Raw genomic sequence first — 21,956 nt, 5'->3', positions numbered from 1 at the left:
CCGCGGACGAGGCCGACGGCCAAATCAAGCGTTGCCGGTGGTCTCGAAATCGGCCGGGGAAGCCGGGGCCGTCTCGGCTTCCTGCGCAGCCGTCTCGACCGGAACGCCGATGCGCTCGGCGATCGGCGTGAGGTTCCGCAGCGAGGCGAGGTGCTGATAGATCAGCTCCATCTCGTCGGCCTGCATCAACTCCGCGAGCTTGTCGGCAGACAGCGCCTTGAGCCGGTCGCGGTTGACCACGCTGAACCCCGACAGGGTCGAGCGCTGGCCGGTGCGCAGGGTGAACTGCGCCTGCATGGATTCCAGCAGGTCGAACTCCTGCAGACGCTTCACGAACAGCTTGGTGCGCTGAAACTGCGTCTGGTAGGCCTGCAGGAAGCCGAGCACGTTCTGCAGATACTGCGTGCGGTCCCCGTCGGCATCGAACAGACGCTCGCCGCGACCATCGTCGTTGCAGCCGGAGAAATCCTCGTCCACGCAGAGCGTGAAGGTGGCGTCGGGGTCGTTCGCGTTGTCGCTGGAGAACACGAACGGGTAGCGGCGCAGGAAGGCCGGAACGTAGGCGCCGGACCAGGAGCCCGCCTCGCTCACGTAGAGGTTCTCGCCGTCCCGGATCCCGAGGAGCGCTACCGGGATGATCTCGTCGTCGGCTCCGCCGAACACGATCGTATACTCGGCCCCGGCATTCGGGAACTCGGCCACCATCAGGGGCACGGAGTTCACGCCACGGGCGAATTCGAATGTCGTGCCGGCCTTGACCGACCAGCCGCCGTGCCGCTGCCGGGTCACCGGAACCGCACGTTCGTAGATGAGAAGCTGCTTACTCATTCTGACCCCACGTTGCCACGCATGTGCGCTTCCCGCATCTTTGCGTTCCGCTAGCTACCAGCTAAGGCCCGATTTGCGGAGGGATTGCACGGCTTTTCGATTGATCCAGCGTCTCAGTTTTCGGGTGCTGGAGTGCGGATGCGGGCGACGGCGGCCCAGCCACAACAGCCACCACGGACGATGTCGAGCGCCATGAGCCCGCCCGCGCGAACATTCCTGCGATCGCCGACAGTCGCCTTCAAGTATTAATAAAATATTCAGCCCCGCGGCACTGGTCGTGCGTGCAATCCGATTGCCGGCAAGCGAACCGAAAGCCGATGCACTGGCCGGTCCTTTCGACAGAATACGAATGTCGCTCCCTTCGCTATTTATTAAAATTCCTCAAAAAAACATTCTTTGGACAGATAAATTTATCGATATCATTTTAATTTTATTGAAATAGGATTTCACTCTGAATTTCCGCCTTTTATCGACCAGAAGTAAAAGCAGTTAAGCAAACGATGTCTCGACAGCATCGATCGCTCCAATCGCCAATATAGAAATATCACGAAATTTTATCTTGATCGACATTAGACGAGTCAGGAATTCGGACGTGAGCGAATGGGACGCTGAGCCTCTTGAAAGCGGCAGCGGTGCCTTTAGCTTGCTCGCAGCTTCTGTTGTTGAAGCGTCGCATATGACTGAAAAAGCAAGATCGGTCCCAGAATCAAATCACGTTCCAAGCCGGGATAAGAAATAATTCACGGTTGCAAGTTGATCGTCGGCGCCTCGACGTCTTCGGTCGCACGACGAGGGCGCGGCGCTGCGTCTGACAGACCCCTGACGACACCGAAACCTTCCCCTGCCCTTATCGTAGAAGCCTCCGTCCGCGTGCCGATCCTCCAGCGCCTCGACTACCTCTCGACAGGTCTGCCGAACGAGAAGGCGCACGAAATCTGGAAGGGCGTCGTCGGCACCCTGTTCGAGCCACGCGTCGTACACCCGAACCAACGCCTGCCGACCGGCTCCGCGAGTGGCGTCGTCATGGGCGATATCATCGTCGCGCGCGTCGTCTTCGGTGCGCAGAGCTTTCGGCGTGATCGCGACCTCGTTGCCCGGACGCCCGATCACATCCTATTCCACCTCTATAATGTCGGCGGCTTCAACGGCCTGATCAGCGGCCACCAGACGACGCTGTGGTCGTCGCAGGTCGCGATTATCGACCTTGGCTTCGAAGTCGATACGTTCGCGACCTCCTCCGATACGGTCTCGCTGATCGTCCCGCGCGCGCTGCTGCCCAACCTCGCCGGCGGCCCGTTGCCACCCCGACTCGATCCGGCACGCAACCGCCTGCTGGCTGCACATCTCATGGCCTTGCGCGAACGCAGCCTGTTCCTCCAGGAATCGGAAGTCGCGGGCGTCGTGGAGCATACGGCCGACTTCCTGCAGGCGCTCCTCGACCCGGTGCGGTCGAAGGACCTCGCGCAGCAGGAGCAGGAGTTCGAGACCTGCTATGTCGCCCTCGCCGAGCAAGCGATCCGCAACCATCTCGCCTCGCCCGACCTCTCGCCGGAACTGATCGCCAACGAGATCGGCGTGTCACGCGCCACGCTCTACCGGATGTTCGCGCCCCATGGCGGCATCATGCGTTCGGTCCAGGAGCGCCGCCTGCTCGCGGTGCGTGCGGCCCTGAGCGATCCGCTCGAGACGCGGCGCCTCTCGCGGCTTGCGACCGATTTCGGCTTTCGCGGCAAGGTCCATTTCAGCCGTGCCTTCCGCGCGCAGTTCGGCGTCACCGCGAGCGAGTTCCGGGCCGAGCAGGTGGCCTCGGCCCGGAAATCCGAACGGACCGGCCTCGACGTCCTGACACTGTGGTGGGATCGACTCGGCGCCGTACGCTGACGCGACCGTCCTCAGGCCGACGGCCGCTGCCAGCGGCGCCCGATCGGCTTCAGCAGATCGGCCTCGAGGCCGAATTTTTCGATGTAGGCCGTGTTGAGCCCGAGGCATTCGCGAGAGGCGCAAACATCCCGATGCACGCACTGGTAGAAGCCGTTGCGCGCGAATTCCGTCCAGAAATCCGGGTCGATGTGCAGTTCCGGCTGGCCGTTGACGAGCGCGTCACCAAGGTCGCCGAGCAGGCACTCCGGAAAATTCTTGATCTCGACCGCGCGTCCCTGGGCACGGGCGCGGGACACCGCTTCCCGTAGATAGGGCAGCACGTCGCCATGACGCGGGACGAGGCCCTTCTCGTCGCGCTCGGACATCGGAAAATAGACCCAGAATTCCATCTGGGTCAGGCGCCGGAGATGGCTCAGTCGATCGACGAGATCGGGCAGGAGGCGATAGCTCCGCTCCGTCACGACGGTGTTGGTGAGCGTCGCCACGCCCTCCATGGCGTCGAGGGTCTCGAGGCCCCGCAGCGCACGCTCGAACGATCCCGGCACGAGGGTCAGCGCGTCGTGGGTTGCTGCGTCGCTGCCGGCGACCGAGACGAAGAACTCGTCGACGCCGGCCTCGACGAGGCGACGGCAATAGCTCGCCTGGCCGAGATGCATGCCGTGGGTCTGGATGCGGACATGCCGGAAGCCGCTCGCCCGCGCCCGGCGCGCCAGATCCGGCAGGTCGCGCCGCAGGGTGATCTCGGAACCCGTCAGGATCAGCCCGATCCAGCGCTTTTCGCGTGCGTTAAGCGCCAGCAGCGCTTCGAAATGGGCGTCGGATTCCGGCGCGAGCCGGTCCATCGTGCCCTCGATCATGCAGTGGACGCATTTGAGATTGCAGCGGAATTCCATCGTCAGGGAGACGTAGGCTGCGTGATCGTAGCGTCCCATGACGTCTTTCGCTGCGAAGACTTCGGTGCGGTGCTCGTGAGAGCGGGTCGGAGGCGACTGTTATCGTGGGCAGAGAGATTCAAAGAAGGCCGTAATAGGCACTCTTCGTGACCGTCAGCCGTCCATCGACGACGGCATAGTCGATTCCGAGATCGAAGAGCAGATGCGACAGACGCCGACGCTCTGCGCGCACGAAGTCGCGAATCTCGGCCGGATAGGCGAGACGGTCGAGGAAATACAGCAGCCCGTCGACGTCGATCCGCGAGAAGTAGACGCCGTCGCAGAGGCGCTTGTTGGCCACCACCACGACACCGCAGCGCATCAGTTCGGGCCAGAGGATCGCGTCGCGGTCGAGGCCGGGCAGGTCGAGATGAGCCGAGCAGGCGGTCTTCGCCGCGATGGCCTCCCGCTCGGTCGCGGTCTCGAAGAAGCTGTAGAGGTTGTCGAGGACGAGGCCCTGAGCGGTTAGGCCGTAGCACAGGCCGGAGGAGACGCTACTGCCGGGATTGCCGAGATAGACGTTGAGCCGGTCGAGGCTCCGCGTGCCGCGCGCCAGGGCGTCGTCGAGGTCGAGGGAGAACATGAAGTAGGGGCGCGCGCCGGGATAGTGCAGGCCACAGGGCGCGAAGGGCGCGAGGATCGCGAGCACGCGCTCGATCGAGACGCTGCGCTCCAGCCGGGCGTAGTCGTAGAAGTAGAACTCCCAGGTGGTGACGCCGTCGCGCAACTTGGCCCCCCAGACGCTGCGGCCGGGACCCAAGCCAGCCCGCAGCGCGTCGCAGATCGCGAAGAGACGGCGATCCGCGCCGGCCGCGGTCAGGGAGTGCCAGAGCAGGCTGGACTGGCGCAGCCGGCCGGCCGTGGGTCCGAGGGGCTCGTAGTCCCACAAGCAGTAATCGGCGTAGCGGTCGCCCGGCGCGGCGTATTCGAGGCGCGGCGGGTCGAGGCCGGTCATGAGCCGGCCATGCCGGAATAGACGGTAAGGAAGGGCCGCCCGTCGCGCCCGAGGCCGCCGGCCACGTGCCCCAGGGCCTCGTCGCGGCGCTCGCCCAAGACCGCCGCGACCGCCTGCGGCGCGATGCCGAGATCCGCGAAGGCCGGCGCGAGCAGCGGCTCCACGTCCGCCACCATGAGGCCGCAGGCATAGAGATTGAGATCGTAGGACAGGCGGGGCCCGGGCTCCTCGCGGGCTTCGAGATAGTGGATGGCGCCCCGCCCCCGCTCCTGAGCCAGCCCGAGCACGGCGTGGGCGAGGCCGATCACGCCCGACCCAGCCTCGCCCCAATCCGCACCCATCCGCGTCAACCGGGCCCCGATCTCGGCGGCCGCGCGCACGCGCGGCCAATGGTAGAGCGTCACCACCGGAGGCGTCGCCGCGTGCGAACTCCACTTGTAGGCCCGGTGGACGAGGAGCGGCTCGCCCTTGGTCTCCGCCTTCTGCCAGGCCGTGTCGGTGTCGGCCGACCATTCGACGTAGAGCTTGTAGAGGGCGCCGGAGGGACCGTCCTCGTAGCCGAGATGCAGCACGTCGGCCTCGCCAATCAGGCCGGCGGCCTCCGCGCGCTCCCGCTCTGGCAGGCCGAGCTTTTCCGCCAGCGTGTCCAGGGTCTGCCCGGGCTGTAGCCCGAGGCTGGTGCGGTGGAGACTCACGAGGAAGCGTTCGACCTGGAGCCCGCCCGGCGTCGCCTTCACGGAACGCTCGTAGCCGTAGGGTTGGCCGAGGCCGGCGACGAGATCGGCGAGTCGCGTACCTTCAGGCGTCCGGCGCAGGCTCGCCGGCCCGGATGCAGTCGCGGCCACAGTGATGCGAGCGACCGGCCCGGCGGCGGGTGCCGTCCCGTGCAACGGTTCGAGGAGGCTGGCGTGCAACGCCGTCGCGTCGGCGACCTGCGCAGCGCGTGCCCGGATCTCGGCGAGGTATCCGCCAATCTCGCGGCCATCTGCAACATCGACCGGTGCGAAGGCCCGGCGCGGCAGGAAGTCGGCCCCGGTGAACAGCAGGTAGTAGTCGGTCTCACCGAACACCGCTTCCTCGCGCGGCACGACATGGCCGGCGACTTCGTAGAGATCGAGACGGTCGGCAAGCCCCTCGGGGAGCTTGGCGCGCGCCGCAGCCCAGACCGGTTCGGGTCTCCGTCCGAGCACATAATGCGCCGCAAGCGCTTCCAGCGCGTCGTCGTGCAGGCGGTTCATCCGGGCGGTGTAGGACCGGCTCAGGATCTCCGCCCCTTCCCCGCGCGGCAGATGCGCGACGAAGGCTTCGAGCGCGACGAGATCGAGATCGAGGCCGAAGCCCGCCAGCGGCTCGACGGCGCGGGCCGCGGCGCCGAGGGCGACGACGTTGCGCAGCCAGGGATTGCGCCGACCGCTGGGCAGGCTGCGGTGGACGATGTGCTCGCCCAGGCCGAACGCCGCCTGCAGGGCCGCCTCGGCCGCCTCCGGCGTGGTCGTCTCGCCGTCATAGGCCAGCACGGCTTCGGTGCGGCCGGCGAGCGGCAGCGACGCGGTCCAGCCCTCCGGCAGGCCCGCATAGGTCGTGAAGGGCGGCGGATCCGGTGCGGGCGGTAGGGACAGGCTGACGAGGCTGTCGCAGGCGGCGCTGTCCGCGATCCAGGCTTCGCCGAGCGTCTCGCCGATCAGCAGCGCCGCCGCGCCGGTACAGTCGAGAAACAGGTCGCCCTCGACGCTGGCGCCGCCTTCGAGATCGAGGGAGCGGATGTTGCCGGAGAAGTCACGGCTCGCCCCGAGCACGCGCGCCGGGACGGCCCGCACGCCTTCCGAGAGCGCGATCTCGCGCAGGAAGCGGACCAGGGCGGTGCGATCGAGATGGTAGCCGTAGCTGCCGGCCTCTACGGCCGAGGAGACGCCCGTTTCGTTGCGTGGACCGCGCCCGGCCGCCGCCATCAGCGCCTGCGGCGCATAATCGGCGTACGCAGCCCCCGACCCGCCCTCGTTGCGATGCTTCAGCCAGTAGTGGAACAGATCGCGCCCATTGATGCGTGGGCCGCAGACCCCGAACGGGTGCCAGTGCCCCTGCCCCGCCTCGAACCAGTCGTCGAAGCGGCTGGCGACCCGATAGGTCGCCCCGCAGCGGCGCATGAAGATGGCCTCGTCGATGCCGAGGCCGCGCAGGAAGCGGGTGAGGATCGGACGCGTCGCCAGGCCGACGGACGGTCCGGCCGGCGGCACCGGTCCGACCACCGTCACCGTCCAGCCGACCCGGCGCAGCATGCGCCGCAGGTAGGCGGCGGCGGTCCAGGCCGCGAGGCCGCCGCCGGCGATCACGAGGCGCGGTGGCGCGGTACGGGAAGGCTCGAGCATCAACGCGGCTCCAGGGATAAAGTCGCTGGGACCCCGAGCGGCGTCAGGGCGCCGAGGGTCTCTGCGATGTGGTCGGGGAGATTTCCGGACCCCAATATCTGATCGGCTCCCGGCCGTACCCGGTCGCGCTGAAGGGTGTAAGTCGGGCGCAGCAGGGTGTCGTAGCGGCCGAGATAGGCGTCGAGGGCGTGCAGCAAGCCGGACGCCGCCGACGGATCGCGACGGGCCTCCGTGGTAAAGCTGCGCAGCTTGCGCGCGAGCGCCATGTCGAGTGGCAGGTCGAGCCAGATCAGGTGGTCGATGAGCGGCCCGGTTTCGGCATGGGCGCGGCCGAGCAGGGTGTCGAACACGATGACGGGCCGCCCTGCGCCGGTCCCGGGCAGGCGCAGCGTGCCGCCGCCGTCACGGTCCCTGACCGGCTCACCGTTCCGCAGCCGTGCGAGGTCGCCGGCCAGACCCGGCACGGGGATCTCGTCGAGCGGCGCGCCGCGCGCCAGCCACGCCGACACGCGCTCCGGCGGCCAGCCAGTGATTTCCTCATACGAATCGTAGGACAGCACGGGCGCGCCGAGACGCTCCGCCAGGGCGCGACAGAGGGTCGTCTTCCCGCTCCCCGGCGGGCCGGCGACGGCCACCACCAGCGCCGGCCTCACGACCGGCCCCCAGGCTTGCGCGCCGCGATCAGGTGGAACGGCGTCTCGAGGTCGATGCGGTCGACGGTGATCTCGGTGAGACCCTGTGCCATCAGCGTCTCGGCGTAGAGCCCGGCCTCGCGGAAGAACGGTTGGAAGACGAGGTCGGCCGCCTGGACGTAACCGGCCGGACGGCCGCGGAGCGGCACGGGCGTCCGCTCGTAGACGACGAGGCGGCCTCCCGGTGCGAGGGCCTGCGCGGCGCGGGTGAGGAGAGCGCGGGCCTCGTCCGGCGGCCAGTCGTGCAGGACCGACTTGAAGGTGACGAGGTCGTGCCCCTCCGGCAGCGGATCGCGCCGCATATCCCCGGGCTGGAAAGTGACGCGCGAGGCTTCCGGCCGCCCCGAAAGGTTCTCCCGGCCGAGGGCACAGACCACCGGCAGGTCGAACACCGTCGCGGCGAGCTCCGGAGCCCGCCGGCAGGCCTGGGCGGCGAACTCGCCGCTGTTGCCGCCGAGATCGAGCAGACGCCGATGGCCCCCGAGGTCGATTCGGTCGAGGCCGGGGCCGGCCTCGTAGCGCGTCAGACAGGTCGTGTAGGAAACCCAGCGCCGGGTCGCGGCCAGGTTGTCCGGGGTGACATCGAAGCAGCGGTCGTAGCGGAACAGCTCGAAGGTGCGCGAGGCTGCCATGAAGGCCGGAAGATCCGCGATGAAAGCAGGAAAGCAGCGGCGCAGGTCCTCCGCGGCGGCGGCAGCGAAGCCGAGCTTTGCCGCAATCAGGTCGCGGTGCGGCAGCACTGCGCGAAAGGCCGCGGCGAGTGCCAGGAGGCCGGCGCCGGGCTCTTCGAGGATGCCGCCGCCGACGAGAAGGCCGGCGAGGCAATCGAATCGCGCCGGATCGAGGCGAAGTGTGGTGGCCAGCGCATCAGTCGCGGCCGTCGCCTGCCGGTCGAGGCGGTCGATCAGACCCTTCTCGAACGCGAAAGTGAGGGCGTGGGCGACGACCTCGCTTTCGAGAAAGCGGTCGACCCGCGGAAAATCGTCTACGTCCACGTTACGGTTCCGACATCTCTTCGGCCCATGCACCGTCCTGGCTGGCCGGCATCAGCGTGAGACGGGACCGCCGGCACGGGAGCAAGATCGCGGGCCGGGTGTCCGCGAAGGAATGCGAATTCTGAGACGCTGGATCAACGCAAAATCCTGCGCGGTCGTCGCACTTGCCATATTCCATTCGTGATCGGACCGCACAGACCGTGCAATAACTCCTAGTGCGTCGTCTCGCGGAAGCGCAAGGCAACGGGAATGTGCTGAGGGCACGAGACAAGCCGCCAGTTCCATGGCGGCTTTATTCGTGAAACGTCTTGCCGAGGACTAGGGTCTTTCACGCCGTGCAGGTCGTATCCGGCGGCGCGGATCGGGGTCCGGGTGTTTAGCGTCAACGGGGGAACAGTCGTGAGCGAGACCAACGAGGCCAAGGGCGGCGCTGCGGATCAGGTACGGGCCATCGAGTGGCGTGAAAACGACATGGCGACCCAGTTCGCCAACGTCGTGAACGTCCAGGGGACCCGCGAACAGGTGGATCTGTTCTTCGGAACGAACCGGACCTGGAATCTCGCCGAGACGGCGAATGTCGTCGTCGACCTGTCGAACCGCATCATCCTTACGCCGCTCGCGGCCAAGCGCCTCCACTCGGTCCTCGGCGGCGTCCTGACCGAATACGAGAATCGCCACGGCCGTCTCGATCTCGACGCCTGAGCAGATTCAGCAAAAACGGGTCGTGGCTTTGCGGCCGAAACTGCTGTTCAGCAGCAACCTGAGCGGGTTCGCTCAGGTCCGCAAGCAGAACTTCGTCACGAAGGGGGCCAAGGGGCGATGAGCGAGCGTTTGGCGGCGGAGATTGCGTCGACGGCCGGGCCGGCTGCGCGCCTGCCTCTGGTCGAGCCCGCGCTCTGGCAGGTTCTCCAGACCGCCCAGACCCTGCAGGCGGCGGCCGAGGCTTGGCTCATGCTGCAGGCGCCGATGCTGGGGGCGCCGCGCGCCTGCGTGCTCATCCCGGGGACCTCGGTCGGGCTCGCGCCCATCGCGGTGTTCCCGATCCAGACCGAGTGCGAGGTCGGCCTGCGCGAGACGGCCGAGGCCGCGCTGCGTGAGAACCGGCCCGTCGTGCAGGCCATGGAGGAAAGCGGGACCGGCGCCTGGATCGCCCTGCCGGTCGTGCTGGACGGCGAGCGCTTCGCCGTGACGGCCTTCGCGATCGAGGGCCGCGACAAGGACGATCTGCGCAGCGCGATCCGCCAAATCCAGTGGGGCAGCGCCTGGCTCGTGGCCAAGCAGGCCGAGCTGATCGGGCGCGGTAACCAGAAGACCCTGGCGCGCTCGTCCTCGGTCCTCGGGCTCCTGGCCGGCGTGTTGGAGCAGTCGCGCTTCTCCGCCGCCTGTACCGCCGCCGTCACCGACCTCGCGATCGCCTTCGGCTGCCAGCGCGCAGCGATCGGCTTCATGCGGCGCGGCACCGCCCGGATCAAGGCGATCTCCCACTCCGCCCAGTTCGGCCGCGAGATGAACCTGGTGCGCCGGCTCGGCGCCTGCATGAACGAGGCGGTCGACCAGCGCAGCCTGATCCTGTTCCCCGCCACCGATGGCGACGTCTACGTTACGACGGCACACGAGGACCTTGCGCGCCTGCAATACGGCGGCCGCGTGCTCACCGTGCCGATGCTGGTGGACGACCGCTTCGTCGGCGCTCTCACGCTGGAGCGGCCGGCCGACCAGCCCTTCACTCTCGATACGATCGAACAGATCAGCGCCTGCGCGGCGGCGATCGGCCCGGTGCTCGAAGAGAAGCGCCAGAACGACCGCTGGCTCGCCGCCAAGGCAGCCGAGTCGGTCATGAACGGCATGCGGCTGGTCGTCGGCCCGAATCGGACCGGGTTGAAGCTCGGCATCGCCGGCGTCGTTGCGGCGATCCTCGCGCTGTCGGCGATCAAGATCGACTATCGCGTGACCGCCGACGCCCGGATCGAGGGACTGGTCCGGCGCTCTGTGGTCGCCTCATACGACGGCTACCTGAAGACGGCCGAGCACCGGGCCGGCGATACGGTCCGCAAGGGCGATCTCCTCGCCGCGCTCGAGGACCGCGACCTCGCCTTAGAGCGCCTGCGCTGGGTGACCGAGCGCCAGCAGCGCACCTACGAATACGACAAGGCTCTCGCCACGCGCCAGCCGGCCACGATCAATGTGGTCAAGAGCCAGATCGACCAGGCCGACGCGCAGATCCGCCTCCTCGACGAGCAGCTGTCGCGCTCGAAGTTCCACGCGCCCTTCGACGGCCTGATCGTCTCGGGCGATCTCTCCCAGGCGATCGGCGGCTCGATCAGCCGCGGACAGGTCCTGTTCGAGATCGCGCCGCTCGACAGCTACCGGGTCGTGCTCAGCGTCGACGAGCGCCTGATCGCCGACCTGAGCGAGGGCCAGACCGGGCACGTGCTCGCCACCTCGCTGCCCGACCAGCCGCAGGCGCTCACGATCCAGACGATCACACCGGTGGCCGAGGCCAGGAACGGCCGCAACCTCTTTCGCGTCGAGGGCCGGATCACGGATGGCGCCACCCGGCTGCGGCCGGGCATGGAGGGCATCGCCAAGGTCGATGTGGACCGGCGCCTCCTCGTCTGGGTCTGGGCACGACCGATCGTCGACTGGCTGCGCCTGACCCTTTGGCACTGGTGGCCGTGAGGGCGTGAGGGATGTCCCAGTCTCTCTTCAGCCAATCCTGGTACCGGGTCGCGGCCCTGCGCCCGCGGCTGCGCCGCCACGCCGAGATCCACCGGCAGAGTTTCCGCGGCGAGATCTGGTATGTCCTGCAGGACCACCAGACAGGACGTTTCCACCGGCTCTCGCCCTCGGCCAACCTCATCCTCTGCCTGATGGACGGGCGCCGCACGCTGCAGGACATCTGGGAGCGGGCGGCCCGCCGCAATGAGGACGACCCGCCGACCCAGGACGACACGATCCGCCTGATCTCGCAGCTGCACGGCTCGGACCTGCTGCAGGGCGACCTGCCGCCCGACCTCGCCGAACTCGCCGAACGCGCGGAATCGACGGCCCGGCGCACGCTGATGGCCCGGGTCAAGAACCCTCTGGCGCTACGTTTCGCGCTGTTCGATCCCGACGCCATCCTCGACCGTCTCGCACCGTTCTATCGGCCGATCTTCTCGCTCTGGGGCCTCGCCGTCTGGCTCGCCGTCGTCATCGCCGGCCTCGTCGTCGCGGCCCTGCACTGGGGCGAGCTGACCGGCGACGTCGCCAACCAGATGCTCTCGGCGCAGAACGTCGCGCTGATGCTATGCCTCTATCCCGTGATCAAGGCCCTGCACGAGACCGGACACGCCGTCGCCGCTAAGGCCTGGGGCGGCGAGGTGCATGAGGTCGGGATGATGCTGCTCGTGCTGTTTCCGGCGCCCTACGTCGACGCCTCGAGCTCCGCCGCGTTCCCCAGCAAGTGGCAGCGGATGATGGTGGCCGCGGCCGGTATCTTCGTCGAGCTTTTCCTGGCGGGGGCGGCAGCCATCGTCTGGGCGCTGGCCGAGCCGGGCCTCGTGCGCGCGGCGGCCTTCAACGTGATGGTGATTGGCAGCATCTCGACGCTGGTGTTCAACGGCAACCCGCTGCTGCGCTTCGACGGATACTACATTTTCGCCGACCTCATCGAGATCCCCAATCTCGGCTCGCGGTCGAACCGCTACTTTTTCTATCTGATCGAGCGCTATGTCCTGAAGATCGAGGGGACGAAGAGCCCGGTCACCGCGAACGGCGAACGGCCGTGGATGCTGTTCTACGCGGTAAGTGCCTTCGTCTACCGCACAACCGTCTCGATCGCGATCGCGAGCTTCATCGCGACGCAGTACTTCGTGTTCGGCGTGATGCTCGCATTGCTGGCGCTCGTGGGCACCGTCGTGAGCCCGCTCGTGAAGGGCATCAGGTTCATCCTGTCGGACCCGAAACTGAACGGGCGCCGCCGGCTCGCGATGACCGTCACGGGCGCTGCGGGACTGGCAGCGTTCGCAATCCTGTTCGTGATCCCGCTGCCCTACACCACGATGGCGCAGGGCGTCGTCTGGGTGCCCGACGACACGCAGATCCGTACCCGGACCGACGGAATCCTGACGAACCTCCTCGTGCAGCCCGGCCGGGACACCCAGGCCGGCGAGGCCCTGGCCAAGCTCGAAGACCCGAGCCTCGACAGCCGCGTCGCAGTCCTGCAGGCGCAACTTGCGGAGCTGCGCCTGCGCTACGACGCGGCGCGGCTCGGCGACCGGGTCCAAGCCCAGATCCTGCAGGAGCAGATCACCAGCACGCAGGAGATCCTGCGCGTCTACAGCGAGCGTCATGCCGGCCTCACGGTGCGCACCGAGCATGCCGGGCGCCTGATCGTTCCGGGCGCCGTCGACCTGCCCGGGCGCTATCTGCGCCGCGGCGAGCGCATCGGCTACGTGCTGACCGCCGACGACCCGGTCGTGCGGGTGGTCGTGCCGCAGACCGACGTCGACCTGATCCGCAACCGCACGCAGGGCGTCGCGGCGCGACTGGCGGAACGTCCCGAGGAGGTGCGCGTCGGCGCGATCCGCCGCGAGGTGCCGGGCGCCCAGCAGGAGATCCCAAGCCTCGCCTTGGCCACGCAGGGCGGGGGCACCATCGCCGTCGACGCGAGCAACCCGCAGAAGCCGATCGCGCTCCAGAGCATCTTCGTGTTCGACGTGCAGCTCGCCGGCGGCCTGCCGTTCAACGTGCTCGGCGAGCGTGTCTACGTCCGCTTCGACCACGGATCGGAACCTGTGGCATGGCGTGTTCTGCGCAGCCTCCGCCAGGTCTTCCTGAGCCAGTTCCGTGTCTGAGCCGCTGATCGCCCTGGCCCCGTCGCAGATCGCGCCGGCCGAGGCCGCTTGGCGGCTGCCACAGGCACGGGCCTATACCGAGCGCAAACCCCTGAAGCCCGACCGCCTCGACCAGGCCGTGGCCCAGGTCGTCGGTCTGGTGCGCGCGGGTCTCGCAGGGGTGAGTGCGCGCCGCTATGGACGCATCGCACACGACGCCCTGGCACAGGCACAGGCGATCGACGCGTTGTCCGACGCGACGCTCCGCGAGCGGGTTCGCGGTCTCGCCGGACGCCTGCGAGGGTGCACGACGTTTCGCGATGCCGACATCACCGACGCCTTCGCCCTGATCCGCGAGGTCTCGGGCCGGGTCAGCGGCCAGCGCCATTACGGCGTGCAGATGATGGGCGCCGCCGCCCTGCTCGACGGCCGCATCGCCCAGATGGCGACAGGCGAGGGCAAGACCCTGACGGCGACGCTCGCCGCGGGTACCGCGGCGCTGGCCGGGCTCCCCGTCCACGTCGTCACCGTGAACGACTACCTCGCCGAGCGCGACGCCGAACTGATGCGCCCGCTCTACGCCGCCCTCGGTCTGACAGTCGGCGTGATCAAGGAGAAGCAGGAGCTGGCCGAGCGGGCGCAGGCCTATTCCTGCAACATCACCTACTGCACCAACAAGGACCTCGCCTTCGACTACCTTCGCGACCGCATCGCGCTGGGCCAGCGGGCGAGCGACGTACGGCTGAAGCTGGAAAGCCTTTACACCGCGGTAAACCGGCTCGGGCAGTTGCGCCTGCGCGGCCTCTACTTCGCGATCGTCGACGAGGCCGACAGCGTGCTGATCGACGAGGCCCGCACGCCGCTGATCATCTCGGCGCAGGCCGGCTCGCAATTTGCAGACGACGTGCTGTCGCGGGCTATGGAGATCGCCAAGACACTGGCGAGCCCGCGCGACTACGCGATCGAAGCCTCCGAGCACCGAGTCGTCTTCACCGAGGCCGGCCGCGCGCGGATCGCGGACCTAGTCTCGGGCGACGGGGCGGCCTGGCGTGGCCGCGTCGTCCGCGAAGGGCTCGTGCGTCAAGCCTTGTCGGCGCTCCACCTGTTCCACCGCGACGAGCATTACATCCTGCGCGACGGCAAGATCGTGATCGTCGACGCCAACACGGGCCGGGTCATGCCGGACCGGACCTGGAGCGACGGTCTCCACCAGATGGTCGAGCACAAGGAGGGCTGCGCGCTGTCGAGCGCCCGCACGACGCTCGCCCGCATGACCTACCAGCGCTTCTTCCGGCGCTATGCCCGGCTGTCCGGCATGACCGGCACGACCCGTGGCGTCGCCGCCGAGTTCTGGACGGTCTACCGGCTGCCGGTGGTGCGGATCCCGACCCACCGGCCGCTCAAGCGTGCGCATCTTCCCGACGAGATGCTCACCGACGAGGCGGAGAAGTGGAAGCGAGTGACCCAGCGCATCGCCGAGCTGCACGCGCGGGGATGCCCGGTCCTCGTCGGCACGCGCTCGGTGGGGGCGTCCGCCCGGGCGAGCGCCTACCTGACCGGGGCCGGCCTGCCGCACACGGTGCTGAGCGCCGCCCAGGACAATGCGGAGGCCTCGATCGTCTCCGAGGCCGGGCAGCTGGGTCGCATTACGGTGGCGACGAACATGGCCGGGCGCGGCACCGACATCAAACTCGGGCCGGGCGTGGCGGAACGCGGCGGCCTGCACGTCATCATGGTCGAGCGCCAGGACGCACGCCGGATCGACGACCAGCTCGCCGGCCGCAGTGGCCGCCAGGGCGAGCCGGGCTGCTTCCAGGCGATCCTCTCCCTCGACGACCCGCTGCTTGCCGGGGGCTTGATCAAGAGCGGTGCGGCCCGGCGCATCATGGCCCTGCTCGGCCACGAGCGGGGGCAGGCCTTCGGCTGCCGCCTGCTGCGCTTCGCCCAGTTCCGGACCGAGCGTCTGCATGCGCGCATGCGCGCCGACCTTCTGCGATCCGATCAGATGCAGGATCGCATCCTGGCCTTCGCCGGCCATTCCGAATGAGAACTCTGCCGAATGAGAACTCCGCCGAATGAGGACCCCGTGATGACGTCTCGGCCCGTACGCCACACGCAGTTGCTCGCACTCTCGCTCCTGGCAGCATGGATGGCGACGTCGGCCGGCGTCGCACAGGCGCAGGAGACCCGCGTCGATTGTGTGGTCGAGCCCGCGCAAAAGCTGAAGATCGGCAGCGCCACGCTCGGCATCCTCAAGAGCGTGCCGGTGAACCGCGGTACGACCGTCAATGCCGGCGACGTCATCGCGCGGCTCGATTCGAGCGTGGAGGAGGCGAACGTCGCGCTCTCGCGGGCGCAGGCCGAGTCGGTCGCCACCATCGAGGCCCAGCAGACCCGCGTTGAACTCTACAAGCGGCGCCTCGACCGCCAGAGCCAGCTTTCCAAGGGCATCGTCACACAGGAACGGCTCGATCAGGTCGAGGCCGATTACGAGATCGGCCGGCGCGACCTGCAGACCGAGATCCTCAAGCGCAAGCTCGCGGGGATCGAGCTGATGCGTACCGAGGCGCAGCTCGAACTGCGCATGATCCGCAGCCCGATCCGGGGGATCGTCACCGAGCGCCTGATGTCCGCGGGCGAGTTCGTGCGCCAGGACAGCGCGATCTTCACCCTCGTCCAACTCGATCCGCTCTACGTCGAAGCTTATCTGCCGGTCTCGCGCTGGAAGGAGATCAGCCTCGGGATGGCGACGACGGTCGAACTCGACCAGCCGATCGGCGGTACCTACGAGGCCAAGGTCACGGTCGTCGATCACGTCTTCGACGCTGCGAGCGGCACCTTCGGCGTACGCCTCGAATTGCCGAACCCGGATTTCAAACTACCCGGCGGCCAGCGCTGCAAGGTCGGCTTCCCCCTACCTCAGAAGGGCCCCCTCGCGACGGCCGTGCCCTTCGGCCGATAAGGAAGACACACCGACGGACTTATCGGTACTGTCCGGCAACCCAATCCTACCGATCTTGGCGCCAGGGGTGGTGCAACTGACGGGTGATCATCGCCGGCCTTCGACGTTGCTTCGACCCGCAAGACTCAAGCGTCGTCTGCTGGGCTCACATCGTCGGCACGCGACGCGCCGCGGTTTCGCGCAGGGTCCTGTCGGCGTAGGTGCCCTTCACCGCTTCACGACCGCCGTGGGTGGCTAGATCCAGCACCAGAGCGCTGTGGACGAAGGCGAGATGGCTGAAGGCTTGGGGGAAGTTGCCGAGGAAGCTGTTGTCCCGCTCGTCGATTTCCTCGGCGTAGAGTCCGACGTCGTTCTGAAGCGCACGTAGCGCCGTGAAGCGCGTCTGCGCCTCCTCGATGCGGCCAAGCCAGGCCAACGCGTCGACCAGCCAGAAGGCGCAGATCAGAAAAGTGCCCTCGTGGCCCGGCAGGCCGTCGTCGTTGCGGTAGCGGTAGACCAGCGGCCCATGGCCGAGGCGCTCGACGATCACGTCCACGGTTTTCGCGAAGGCCGTCTCATCGACCGGGAACCCCACCATCGGTGCGATCAGGAGCGCGGCGTCGACGTCGTCGCTGCCGAGGAACTGCGGATAGTAGCCCTCCGCATGGATGCCCTCGCCGTTGACCCGGGCGACGATCCGGTCGCGCTCGGCACACCAGTCGGGGCGCTCGCCGAACAGCCGGATCGCCCGATCGAGGGCGACCCAGTTCATGATCGCGGCGTGGAGATAGTGCTCCTCGGGCTTGCGCGGCTCCCACAGGCCGGCATCCTTCTCGTGCCAGTGCCGGGCCGAGAAGTCGGCGAGTTGGATCGCCTGGGCCTGCGCGGCTTCCGAGATCGTGCCGCCGAGGCGGTGGTAGAGGTAAAACAGGTCGAGCACCTGGCCGTAGGCGTCGCTCTGGTGCTGCTCGGCGGCGAGGTTGCCGTGGTTGACCGGAGACGACCCGCGCCAGCCCTCGAAATGCGCGATCTCGCGCTCGGTCAGCCTGGTCTCGCCGCCCACCCCGTAGAGCGGCTTGAGGCCGCCGCCCTCACGATCCGACAGCGTGCAGACGAAGCCGAAGAACGCTTCCGCCTCGGCCACCATGCCGAACTTCTTCAGCACGTAGAAGGACAGGCAGGCGTCGCGGATCCAGCAGAAGCGGTAATCCCAGTTGCGGACCCCGCCGATCTCTTCGGGCAGCGAGGTCGTGGCCGCGGCGACGATGGCGCCGGAGGGCTCGTAGGTCAGTGCCTTCAAGGTCAGCGCGCTACGGATCAGTTCGTCGGAGAGTGGGCCGTCATAGGCCGCGCCTGCCGCCCATCCGACCCAGGCGCGCCGTGCCGTTTCCATCAGTTCGCGAGCCGGCAACGCCTCGAAGCTGCCGGCTCCGGCTTCGAACAGCGCGAAGCTGCAATCCTCCAAGCCGCCCAGGGTGAAGCGGGTGACGGCGCAGCCATGTTCCAGCTCGAACCGGGCCTCGGAGACGAGGCAAGGCAATCCTTCCCCCGTGACGCGGCCCTCCGAGATCACGAGATCTGCAAAACTGTCGGCAAACCCGGCGAGCGGACGATAAATCGCCACCACCGGCACCGCACCCGACACGCCCGTCACCAACCGCACCAGGGTCGGATGCCCACCCTCCGGCGCCAGCATGAAGTCGTGCAGGCAGAGTACGCCGGACTGTGTGGTGAAGGTCGTCTCGAGGATGTTGGTGCTGGCGAGGTAGATCCGGCGACTCTCGAAAGGCTCGTCCGGCTGGATCGTGAAATAACCCCCGCGATTGCGGTCGAGCAGCCGGGAGAAAACCGGCTCGGCGTCGAACCGCTCCAGGGAGGCCCAGTCGATCGAGCCATCCCGCGCGACGAGCGCGCTGCCTCGGCAATTGCCGAGAAGGGCGTAGTCCTCGATGCGCTGGTAGGGACGCGCGTCGGATCCGGTCATGCGTGTGCTGTTCTCTATGGGTGATGAAGGCAGCGACGCCGATGCTGCCGCTCATGCCGAAAGGCGGAAGCTCGGCTCTAGAAGGCCGCGAACGCCGACCGTGAGCAGGAAGGTGCGGCCGTGGTCCGGGTCGGCGGCGCGCTCGTCGTCGGTCATGCCCTCGTAGGCGCTGGTGATGAGGAGGCGGTCGAGGGCGGGTCCGGCGAAGGTCGGGCAGCTCGGGCGGCTCGCCGGCACGGCAATGGTGCGGACACGCTCGCCTTCGGGACTGTAGGCGTCGATGCAGCCCGCACCCCAGCGTGCGCTCCAGATCAGCCCCTCGGCATCGACCGCCGCGCCGTCGAGGCCGCCCTCGCCGCCGCGATGGTCGTAGAGGGTGGCGGGCTCGCCCGTCGGCAGGCCGGTGCGTCGATCGACGGCGACGCGTTTGAGCCGGTCGTCGTCGGTGTCGGCGAAATAGGCGGTGGCGCCGTCCGGTGAGAAACAGATCGCATTCGGGATGGTGAGGCCGCCATAGAGCCGCGTCACGCGGGTGCCGACCACGTGATAGATCCCGCCGCGTCCAGCCTCGGCGTTGCGACCCATGGTGCTGATCCAGAGCGCGCCGCTCGGATGCACACGTCCGTCGTTGGAGCGGGTGCCCGCATCGTCGGCCTCCAGGGGGCAATGCAGCGAAAGCTTTTCGTCGGCGATGATGCGCAGATAGAGCCCGTTTTCGCCTGCCAGCAATTGCCGCTCGCCGTCGACTGCCGCGACGGCGCTCGCCATGAACGGCAGAGCGTGCTCGCGAACCCGTCCCGAAGCGAGGGACGCCGCGAACAGGCGGCGCTCCAGGATATCGACCCACCACGCCGTGTCGGTTCCCGGATCGTAACAGGGCCCCTCGCCGAGATGGCAGCGCGGCGCGTCGAGAATCTGGATGGCGTCCCGTGCCGGCATGGTTGTCCTGGGCGAAGGTTCGTCGTTGATACCCTGACGCGTCAGGCACGCGGATCATCCCGCGCCTGCCGGTATGACGCAGCAGACGCAGGTTGAACCGAGGAACATCGTGGAGCGGTCGGGCTGCCCGTCTCAGAGAACGGGCATGGCGCCGGCGACCGTGATGAGGGCACCCGAGGTGTAGCTGCTCTCGCCCGAGGCCAGCATCACGTAGGCCGAGGCGAGTTCGGCCGGCTGACCGGGACGCCCGAACGGCACCTGCTCGCCAAAGCTCTTCACCGCATCTTCGCTCATTCCGCTCGGGATGAACGGCGTCCAGATCGGGCCCGGTAGCACGCCGTTCACGCGGATGCCCTTCTCTGCGAGCAGTTGCGACAGGCTGAGCACCAAGTTGCTGAGTGCGCCCTTGGTGGCGCTGTAGGCCACGAGCGTCGGCATCGGATGCTTCGAGTTCACCGAGGAGGTGAAGATCACCGAGGCGCCGGGCTTCAGGTGCGGAAGCGCCGCCTTGGTCACGTAGAATGGACCGAACACGTTGGTGCGGAAGGTCTTCTCGAAGATCGCGTCCTCGATGGCGTCGAGCCCCTGGTTCGGCTGCTGGAAGGCGGCGTTGTTCACGACCACATCGAGGCGGCCGTAGGCCGAGACCGTCCGCTCAACGAGCTCGCGGGCATAGGCCGGATCCGTGATGTCGCCGGGCAGCAGAAGGAAACGCCGGCCCGCCTTCTCGATCCAAGCGCCGACCGTCTCGGCATCTTTCTGCTCGTCGGGCAGATAGGAGATCGCAACATCGGCGCCCTCACGGGCATAGGCGATGGCGACGGCCCGGCCGATGCCGCTGTCGCCGCCGGTGATCAGTGCGGCCTGACCGGCCAGCTTGCCCGAGCCCTTGTAGCTCTCCTCGCCGTGGTCCGGCTCCGGAGTCATCTTGTCCGTCTTGCCCGGGAAGCTTTGGGGCTGACCCGGGAAGGGCGGGCGCGGATATTTGTGCAGCGGATTTGTGGTCATCAAAGGCCTCCGATTGAATGCCGCGACAACCATCCCCCTGGGTGGGTGTTCCGAGGGATCGGACCGCCCGGCTGCGGCATCCGGTGCCCGCGGGCCGATTCATGTGAACATCGGCCGATGCGGCGTGTTGCGTTGCCGATCCCACCGTCTCGGACAGAACGACCATGCGCACGGCATTCGTCATCGCCACGGCCTTGAGCCTCACCATCGCCGGCGCCGCCCTGGGGCAAAGCACCGGCATCTCGGCGGGCGGCGCTGCGGATCGTCCGACGCCGCGCGTGAGCGCCGGTCCCCGGTCGAACCAGATCGACACCCGCGTGCCCGCCGGAGCATCAGGTTCGCAGGGTAATTCCACCGTCTCCGGCACGACGCCGGGGACGTCGATCGGTGGTACGACGACGGGTGGTCCGCCCGGCACCGGCGGTGCCGCGGGAGGTCCGTCACTTGGCAATCGATAGAAGGCTCTTCGACGGATCGGACGCTCACGCGTCGAGAGAAGGCGCTTCCGCCTTCGTCTCGATCACCGAAGCTGCAGTCGCACGCGTCACTCCGCTGAGCGCAGACCTCGACCGGCACGATGCATTCCCGACGGAGGCCATCGACCACTTTCGGGAGTGCGGTCTACTCAAGGGGCCTCTTCCGATGGCGGCCGGCGGTGTCGGCTTATGCGAACCCGAGCAGGTCGCGGCTTTGCGCGAAGTTCTCTATCTGGTCGGACGTGGCAGTCTCGTGCTCGGGCGGCTCTACGAGGGCCACGTCAATGCGCTCGCGCTCGTGCTCCGCTACGGCAGCGCCGAGAGCCGGGAGCACTTCGCGCAGGATGCGCGGGACGGGCACCTGTTCGGAGTCTGGAACACCGAGCCGGATCCGGGCGGCCTTTCGCTGATGCAAGCGGACGGCGTGATGCAGCTGGGCGGCATGAAGAGTTATGCCTCGGGTGCCGGCTACGTCACCCGGCCGCTGGTGACGGCGCGCACCGAGGACGACCGACGGCTGATGCTGGTGGCGCCGCTCGAGCCCGGTACGCGCTCCGATGCGACGGCATGGCGGGTGCACGGCATGCGCGCCACCGCCACCGGCACGGTGGAGTTTTCCGGATTGCGCATCGACACCGAGGCAGTGATCGGCGAGCCCGACGACTACTTCCGCCAACCGTTTTTTTCATGCGGAGCGTGGCGGTTTCTTGCCGTCCAGTGCGGCGGCATCGCATCGGTATTCGAGGCGCACCGTGCACACCTCCTCAAAACGGGCCGGGGCGGCGATCCGCACCAGCGTGCCCGGCTCGGCAAGGCAGCGGCAGCGGTCGAAACCGCGCGCCTTTTCGTCGCCGGCGCGGCCGAAGCTGCAGCGCATGCCGAGGCCGATCCGGAGGGCGCGGTCGCCTACGTCAATCTCGCGCGCGGGGTGGTCGAGCGGGCGGGGCTCGACGTGATCGAGCTGGCTCAGCGCTCCGTCGGCCTGTCGGGCTTCCTCGAAGCGCATCCGCTGGAGCGGCGCGTGCGCGACCTCGCCACCTATCTGCGCCAGCCGGCCCCGGACTATGCCCTCGCCTCGGCCGCCGGCCATATTCTCGATGCACCAGGGCCGTTCCACGCGCTCTGGCAAAGGCCGTGACGCC

At 68.0% G+C, this 21,956-nt stretch carries 17 protein-coding genes; 8 read left to right on the top strand and 9 right to left on the bottom strand.

Annotation, left to right across the window (positions count from 1 at the left end):
- Nucleotides 1-24: 24 nt before the first annotated feature.
- Nucleotides 25-828: a SapC family protein gene (locus tag FV217_RS02615; RefSeq protein ID WP_147813995.1), complete on the bottom strand. Its 804-nt coding sequence runs from the start codon at nucleotides 826-828 to the stop codon at nucleotides 25-27.
- An 870-nt stretch (nucleotides 829-1,698) separates the two neighbouring features.
- On the opposite strand from FV217_RS02615, the gene FV217_RS02610 reads away from it, so the two are divergent.
- Nucleotides 1,699-2,709 (top strand): helix-turn-helix domain-containing protein, encoded by a 1,011-nt coding sequence (locus FV217_RS02610; protein WP_187272403.1) that lies wholly within the window; start codon nucleotides 1,699-1,701, stop codon nucleotides 2,707-2,709.
- A gap of 11 nt (nucleotides 2,710-2,720) precedes the next feature.
- Here FV217_RS02610 and FV217_RS02605 read toward each other — a convergent pair whose 3' ends face one another.
- The 5 genes from FV217_RS02605 to FV217_RS02585 all read right to left on the bottom strand — a co-directional run bounded on the left by FV217_RS02605 (nucleotide 2,721) and on the right by FV217_RS02585 (nucleotide 8,649).
- The gene (locus FV217_RS02605) at nucleotides 2,721-3,641 is read right to left on the bottom strand and encodes a radical SAM protein (RefSeq protein WP_147813993.1); all 921 of its coding nucleotides are present in this window, start codon (nucleotides 3,639-3,641) and stop codon (nucleotides 2,721-2,723) included.
- A 79-nt stretch (nucleotides 3,642-3,720) separates the two neighbouring features.
- Entirely contained in the window at nucleotides 3,721-4,596 is an 876-nt protein-coding gene (locus FV217_RS02600; RefSeq protein WP_147813991.1) for a hypothetical protein, read from the bottom strand.
- Nucleotides 4,593-6,962, bottom strand: a complete 2,370-nt coding sequence (locus FV217_RS02595) for a tryptophan 7-halogenase (protein WP_147813989.1) — start codon at nucleotides 6,960-6,962, stop codon at nucleotides 4,593-4,595. Before FV217_RS02595 ends, FV217_RS02600 begins: the two co-directional genes overlap by 4 nt.
- Nucleotides 6,962-7,615 carry an AAA family ATPase gene (locus tag FV217_RS02590; RefSeq protein WP_147813987.1) on the bottom strand — a complete coding sequence of 218 codons (654 nt, stop codon included), beginning with the start codon at nucleotides 7,613-7,615 and terminating at the stop codon, nucleotides 6,962-6,964. The genes FV217_RS02595 and FV217_RS02590 overlap by 1 nt, the downstream gene beginning before the upstream one ends.
- Nucleotides 7,612-8,649, bottom strand: coding sequence for a methyltransferase (locus FV217_RS02585; protein WP_147813985.1), 1,038 nt, complete (start codon nucleotides 8,647-8,649; stop codon nucleotides 7,612-7,614). Before FV217_RS02585 ends, FV217_RS02590 begins: the two co-directional genes overlap by 4 nt.
- 399 nt (nucleotides 8,650-9,048) lie before the next feature.
- Between FV217_RS02585 and FV217_RS02580 the strand changes: the two genes are divergently transcribed.
- The 5 genes from FV217_RS02580 to FV217_RS02560 all read left to right on the top strand — a co-directional run bounded on the left by FV217_RS02580 (nucleotide 9,049) and on the right by FV217_RS02560 (nucleotide 16,428).
- Entirely contained in the window at nucleotides 9,049-9,351 is a 303-nt protein-coding gene (locus FV217_RS02580; RefSeq protein WP_147813983.1) for a DUF3467 domain-containing protein, read from the top strand.
- Nucleotides 9,352-9,468: 117 nt separating this feature from the next.
- The gene (locus FV217_RS02575) at nucleotides 9,469-11,328 is read left to right on the top strand and encodes an efflux RND transporter periplasmic adaptor subunit (RefSeq protein WP_147813981.1); all 1,860 of its coding nucleotides are present in this window, start codon (nucleotides 9,469-9,471) and stop codon (nucleotides 11,326-11,328) included.
- An 11-nt stretch (nucleotides 11,329-11,339) separates the two neighbouring features.
- Nucleotides 11,340-13,487, top strand: coding sequence for a PqqD family peptide modification chaperone (locus tag FV217_RS02570; RefSeq protein ID WP_147813979.1), 2,148 nt, complete (start codon nucleotides 11,340-11,342; stop codon nucleotides 13,485-13,487).
- Entirely contained in the window at nucleotides 13,480-15,513 is a 2,034-nt protein-coding gene (locus tag FV217_RS02565; RefSeq protein WP_147813977.1) for a preprotein translocase subunit SecA, read from the top strand. The genes FV217_RS02570 and FV217_RS02565 overlap by 8 nt, the downstream gene beginning before the upstream one ends.
- 42 nt (nucleotides 15,514-15,555) lie before the next feature.
- Complete coding sequence (locus tag FV217_RS02560; RefSeq protein WP_147813975.1) at nucleotides 15,556-16,428, top strand: efflux RND transporter periplasmic adaptor subunit; 873 nt, start codon at nucleotides 15,556-15,558, stop codon at nucleotides 16,426-16,428.
- Between the two features lie 145 nt (nucleotides 16,429-16,573).
- Here FV217_RS02560 and FV217_RS02555 read toward each other — a convergent pair whose 3' ends face one another.
- From FV217_RS02555 to FV217_RS02545, 3 genes are all read right to left on the bottom strand, one after another.
- Nucleotides 16,574-18,391 carry a glycoside hydrolase family 15 protein gene (locus FV217_RS02555; protein WP_147813973.1) on the bottom strand — a complete coding sequence of 606 codons (1,818 nt, stop codon included), beginning with the start codon at nucleotides 18,389-18,391 and terminating at the stop codon, nucleotides 16,574-16,576.
- Between the two features lie 51 nt (nucleotides 18,392-18,442).
- Nucleotides 18,443-19,330 carry an SMP-30/gluconolactonase/LRE family protein gene (locus FV217_RS02550; protein WP_147813971.1) on the bottom strand — a complete coding sequence of 296 codons (888 nt, stop codon included), beginning with the start codon at nucleotides 19,328-19,330 and terminating at the stop codon, nucleotides 18,443-18,445.
- A 132-nt stretch (nucleotides 19,331-19,462) separates the two neighbouring features.
- Nucleotides 19,463-20,338: an SDR family oxidoreductase gene (locus tag FV217_RS02545; protein WP_147813969.1), complete on the bottom strand. Its 876-nt coding sequence runs from the start codon at nucleotides 20,336-20,338 to the stop codon at nucleotides 19,463-19,465.
- Between the two features lie 164 nt (nucleotides 20,339-20,502).
- On the opposite strand from FV217_RS02545, the gene FV217_RS02540 reads away from it, so the two are divergent.
- On the top strand, nucleotides 20,503-20,796 hold the full coding sequence (locus FV217_RS02540; RefSeq protein WP_147813967.1) for a hypothetical protein: 294 nt from the start codon (nucleotides 20,503-20,505) through the stop codon (nucleotides 20,794-20,796).
- Nucleotides 20,726-21,952, top strand: a complete 1,227-nt coding sequence (locus tag FV217_RS02535) for an acyl-CoA dehydrogenase family protein (RefSeq protein WP_348641945.1) — start codon at nucleotides 20,726-20,728, stop codon at nucleotides 21,950-21,952. The genes FV217_RS02540 and FV217_RS02535 overlap by 71 nt, the downstream gene beginning before the upstream one ends.
- Nucleotides 21,953-21,956 lie beyond the last annotated feature (4 nt).

It is taken from the genome of Methylobacterium sp. WL9 (assembly GCF_008040035.1).
Taxonomy (GTDB): Bacteria; Pseudomonadota; Alphaproteobacteria; order Rhizobiales; family Beijerinckiaceae; genus Methylobacterium; species Methylobacterium thuringiense.
The sequence above is the reverse complement of the archived record's forward strand: the minus strand, read 5'-3'. Positions and strand labels throughout refer to the sequence as shown.

Coding starts and splice junctions, on each gene's coding strand:
- FV217_RS02615 (WP_147813995.1), bottom strand. CDS start 828: ATGAGTAAGCAGCTTCTCATCTACGAACGTGCGGTTCCGGTGACCCGG.
- FV217_RS02605 (WP_147813993.1), bottom strand. CDS start 3,641: ATGGGACGCTACGATCACGCAGCCTACGTCTCCCTGACGATGGAATTC.
- FV217_RS02600 (WP_147813991.1), bottom strand. CDS start 4,596: ATGACCGGCCTCGACCCGCCGCGCCTCGAATACGCCGCGCCGGGCGAC.
- FV217_RS02595 (WP_147813989.1), bottom strand. CDS start 6,962: ATGCTCGAGCCTTCCCGTACCGCGCCACCGCGCCTCGTGATCGCCGGC.
- FV217_RS02575 (WP_147813981.1), top strand. CDS start 9,469: ATGAGCGAGCGTTTGGCGGCGGAGATTGCGTCGACGGCCGGGCCGGCT.
- FV217_RS02570 (WP_147813979.1), top strand. CDS start 11,340: ATGTCCCAGTCTCTCTTCAGCCAATCCTGGTACCGGGTCGCGGCCCTG.
- FV217_RS02560 (WP_147813975.1), top strand. CDS start 15,556: ATGACGTCTCGGCCCGTACGCCACACGCAGTTGCTCGCACTCTCGCTC.
- FV217_RS02555 (WP_147813973.1), bottom strand. CDS start 18,391: ATGACCGGATCCGACGCGCGTCCCTACCAGCGCATCGAGGACTACGCC.
- FV217_RS02550 (WP_147813971.1), bottom strand. CDS start 19,330: ATGCCGGCACGGGACGCCATCCAGATTCTCGACGCGCCGCGCTGCCAT.
- FV217_RS02545 (WP_147813969.1), bottom strand. CDS start 20,338: ATGACCACAAATCCGCTGCACAAATATCCGCGCCCGCCCTTCCCGGGT.
- FV217_RS02540 (WP_147813967.1), top strand. CDS start 20,503: ATGCGCACGGCATTCGTCATCGCCACGGCCTTGAGCCTCACCATCGCC.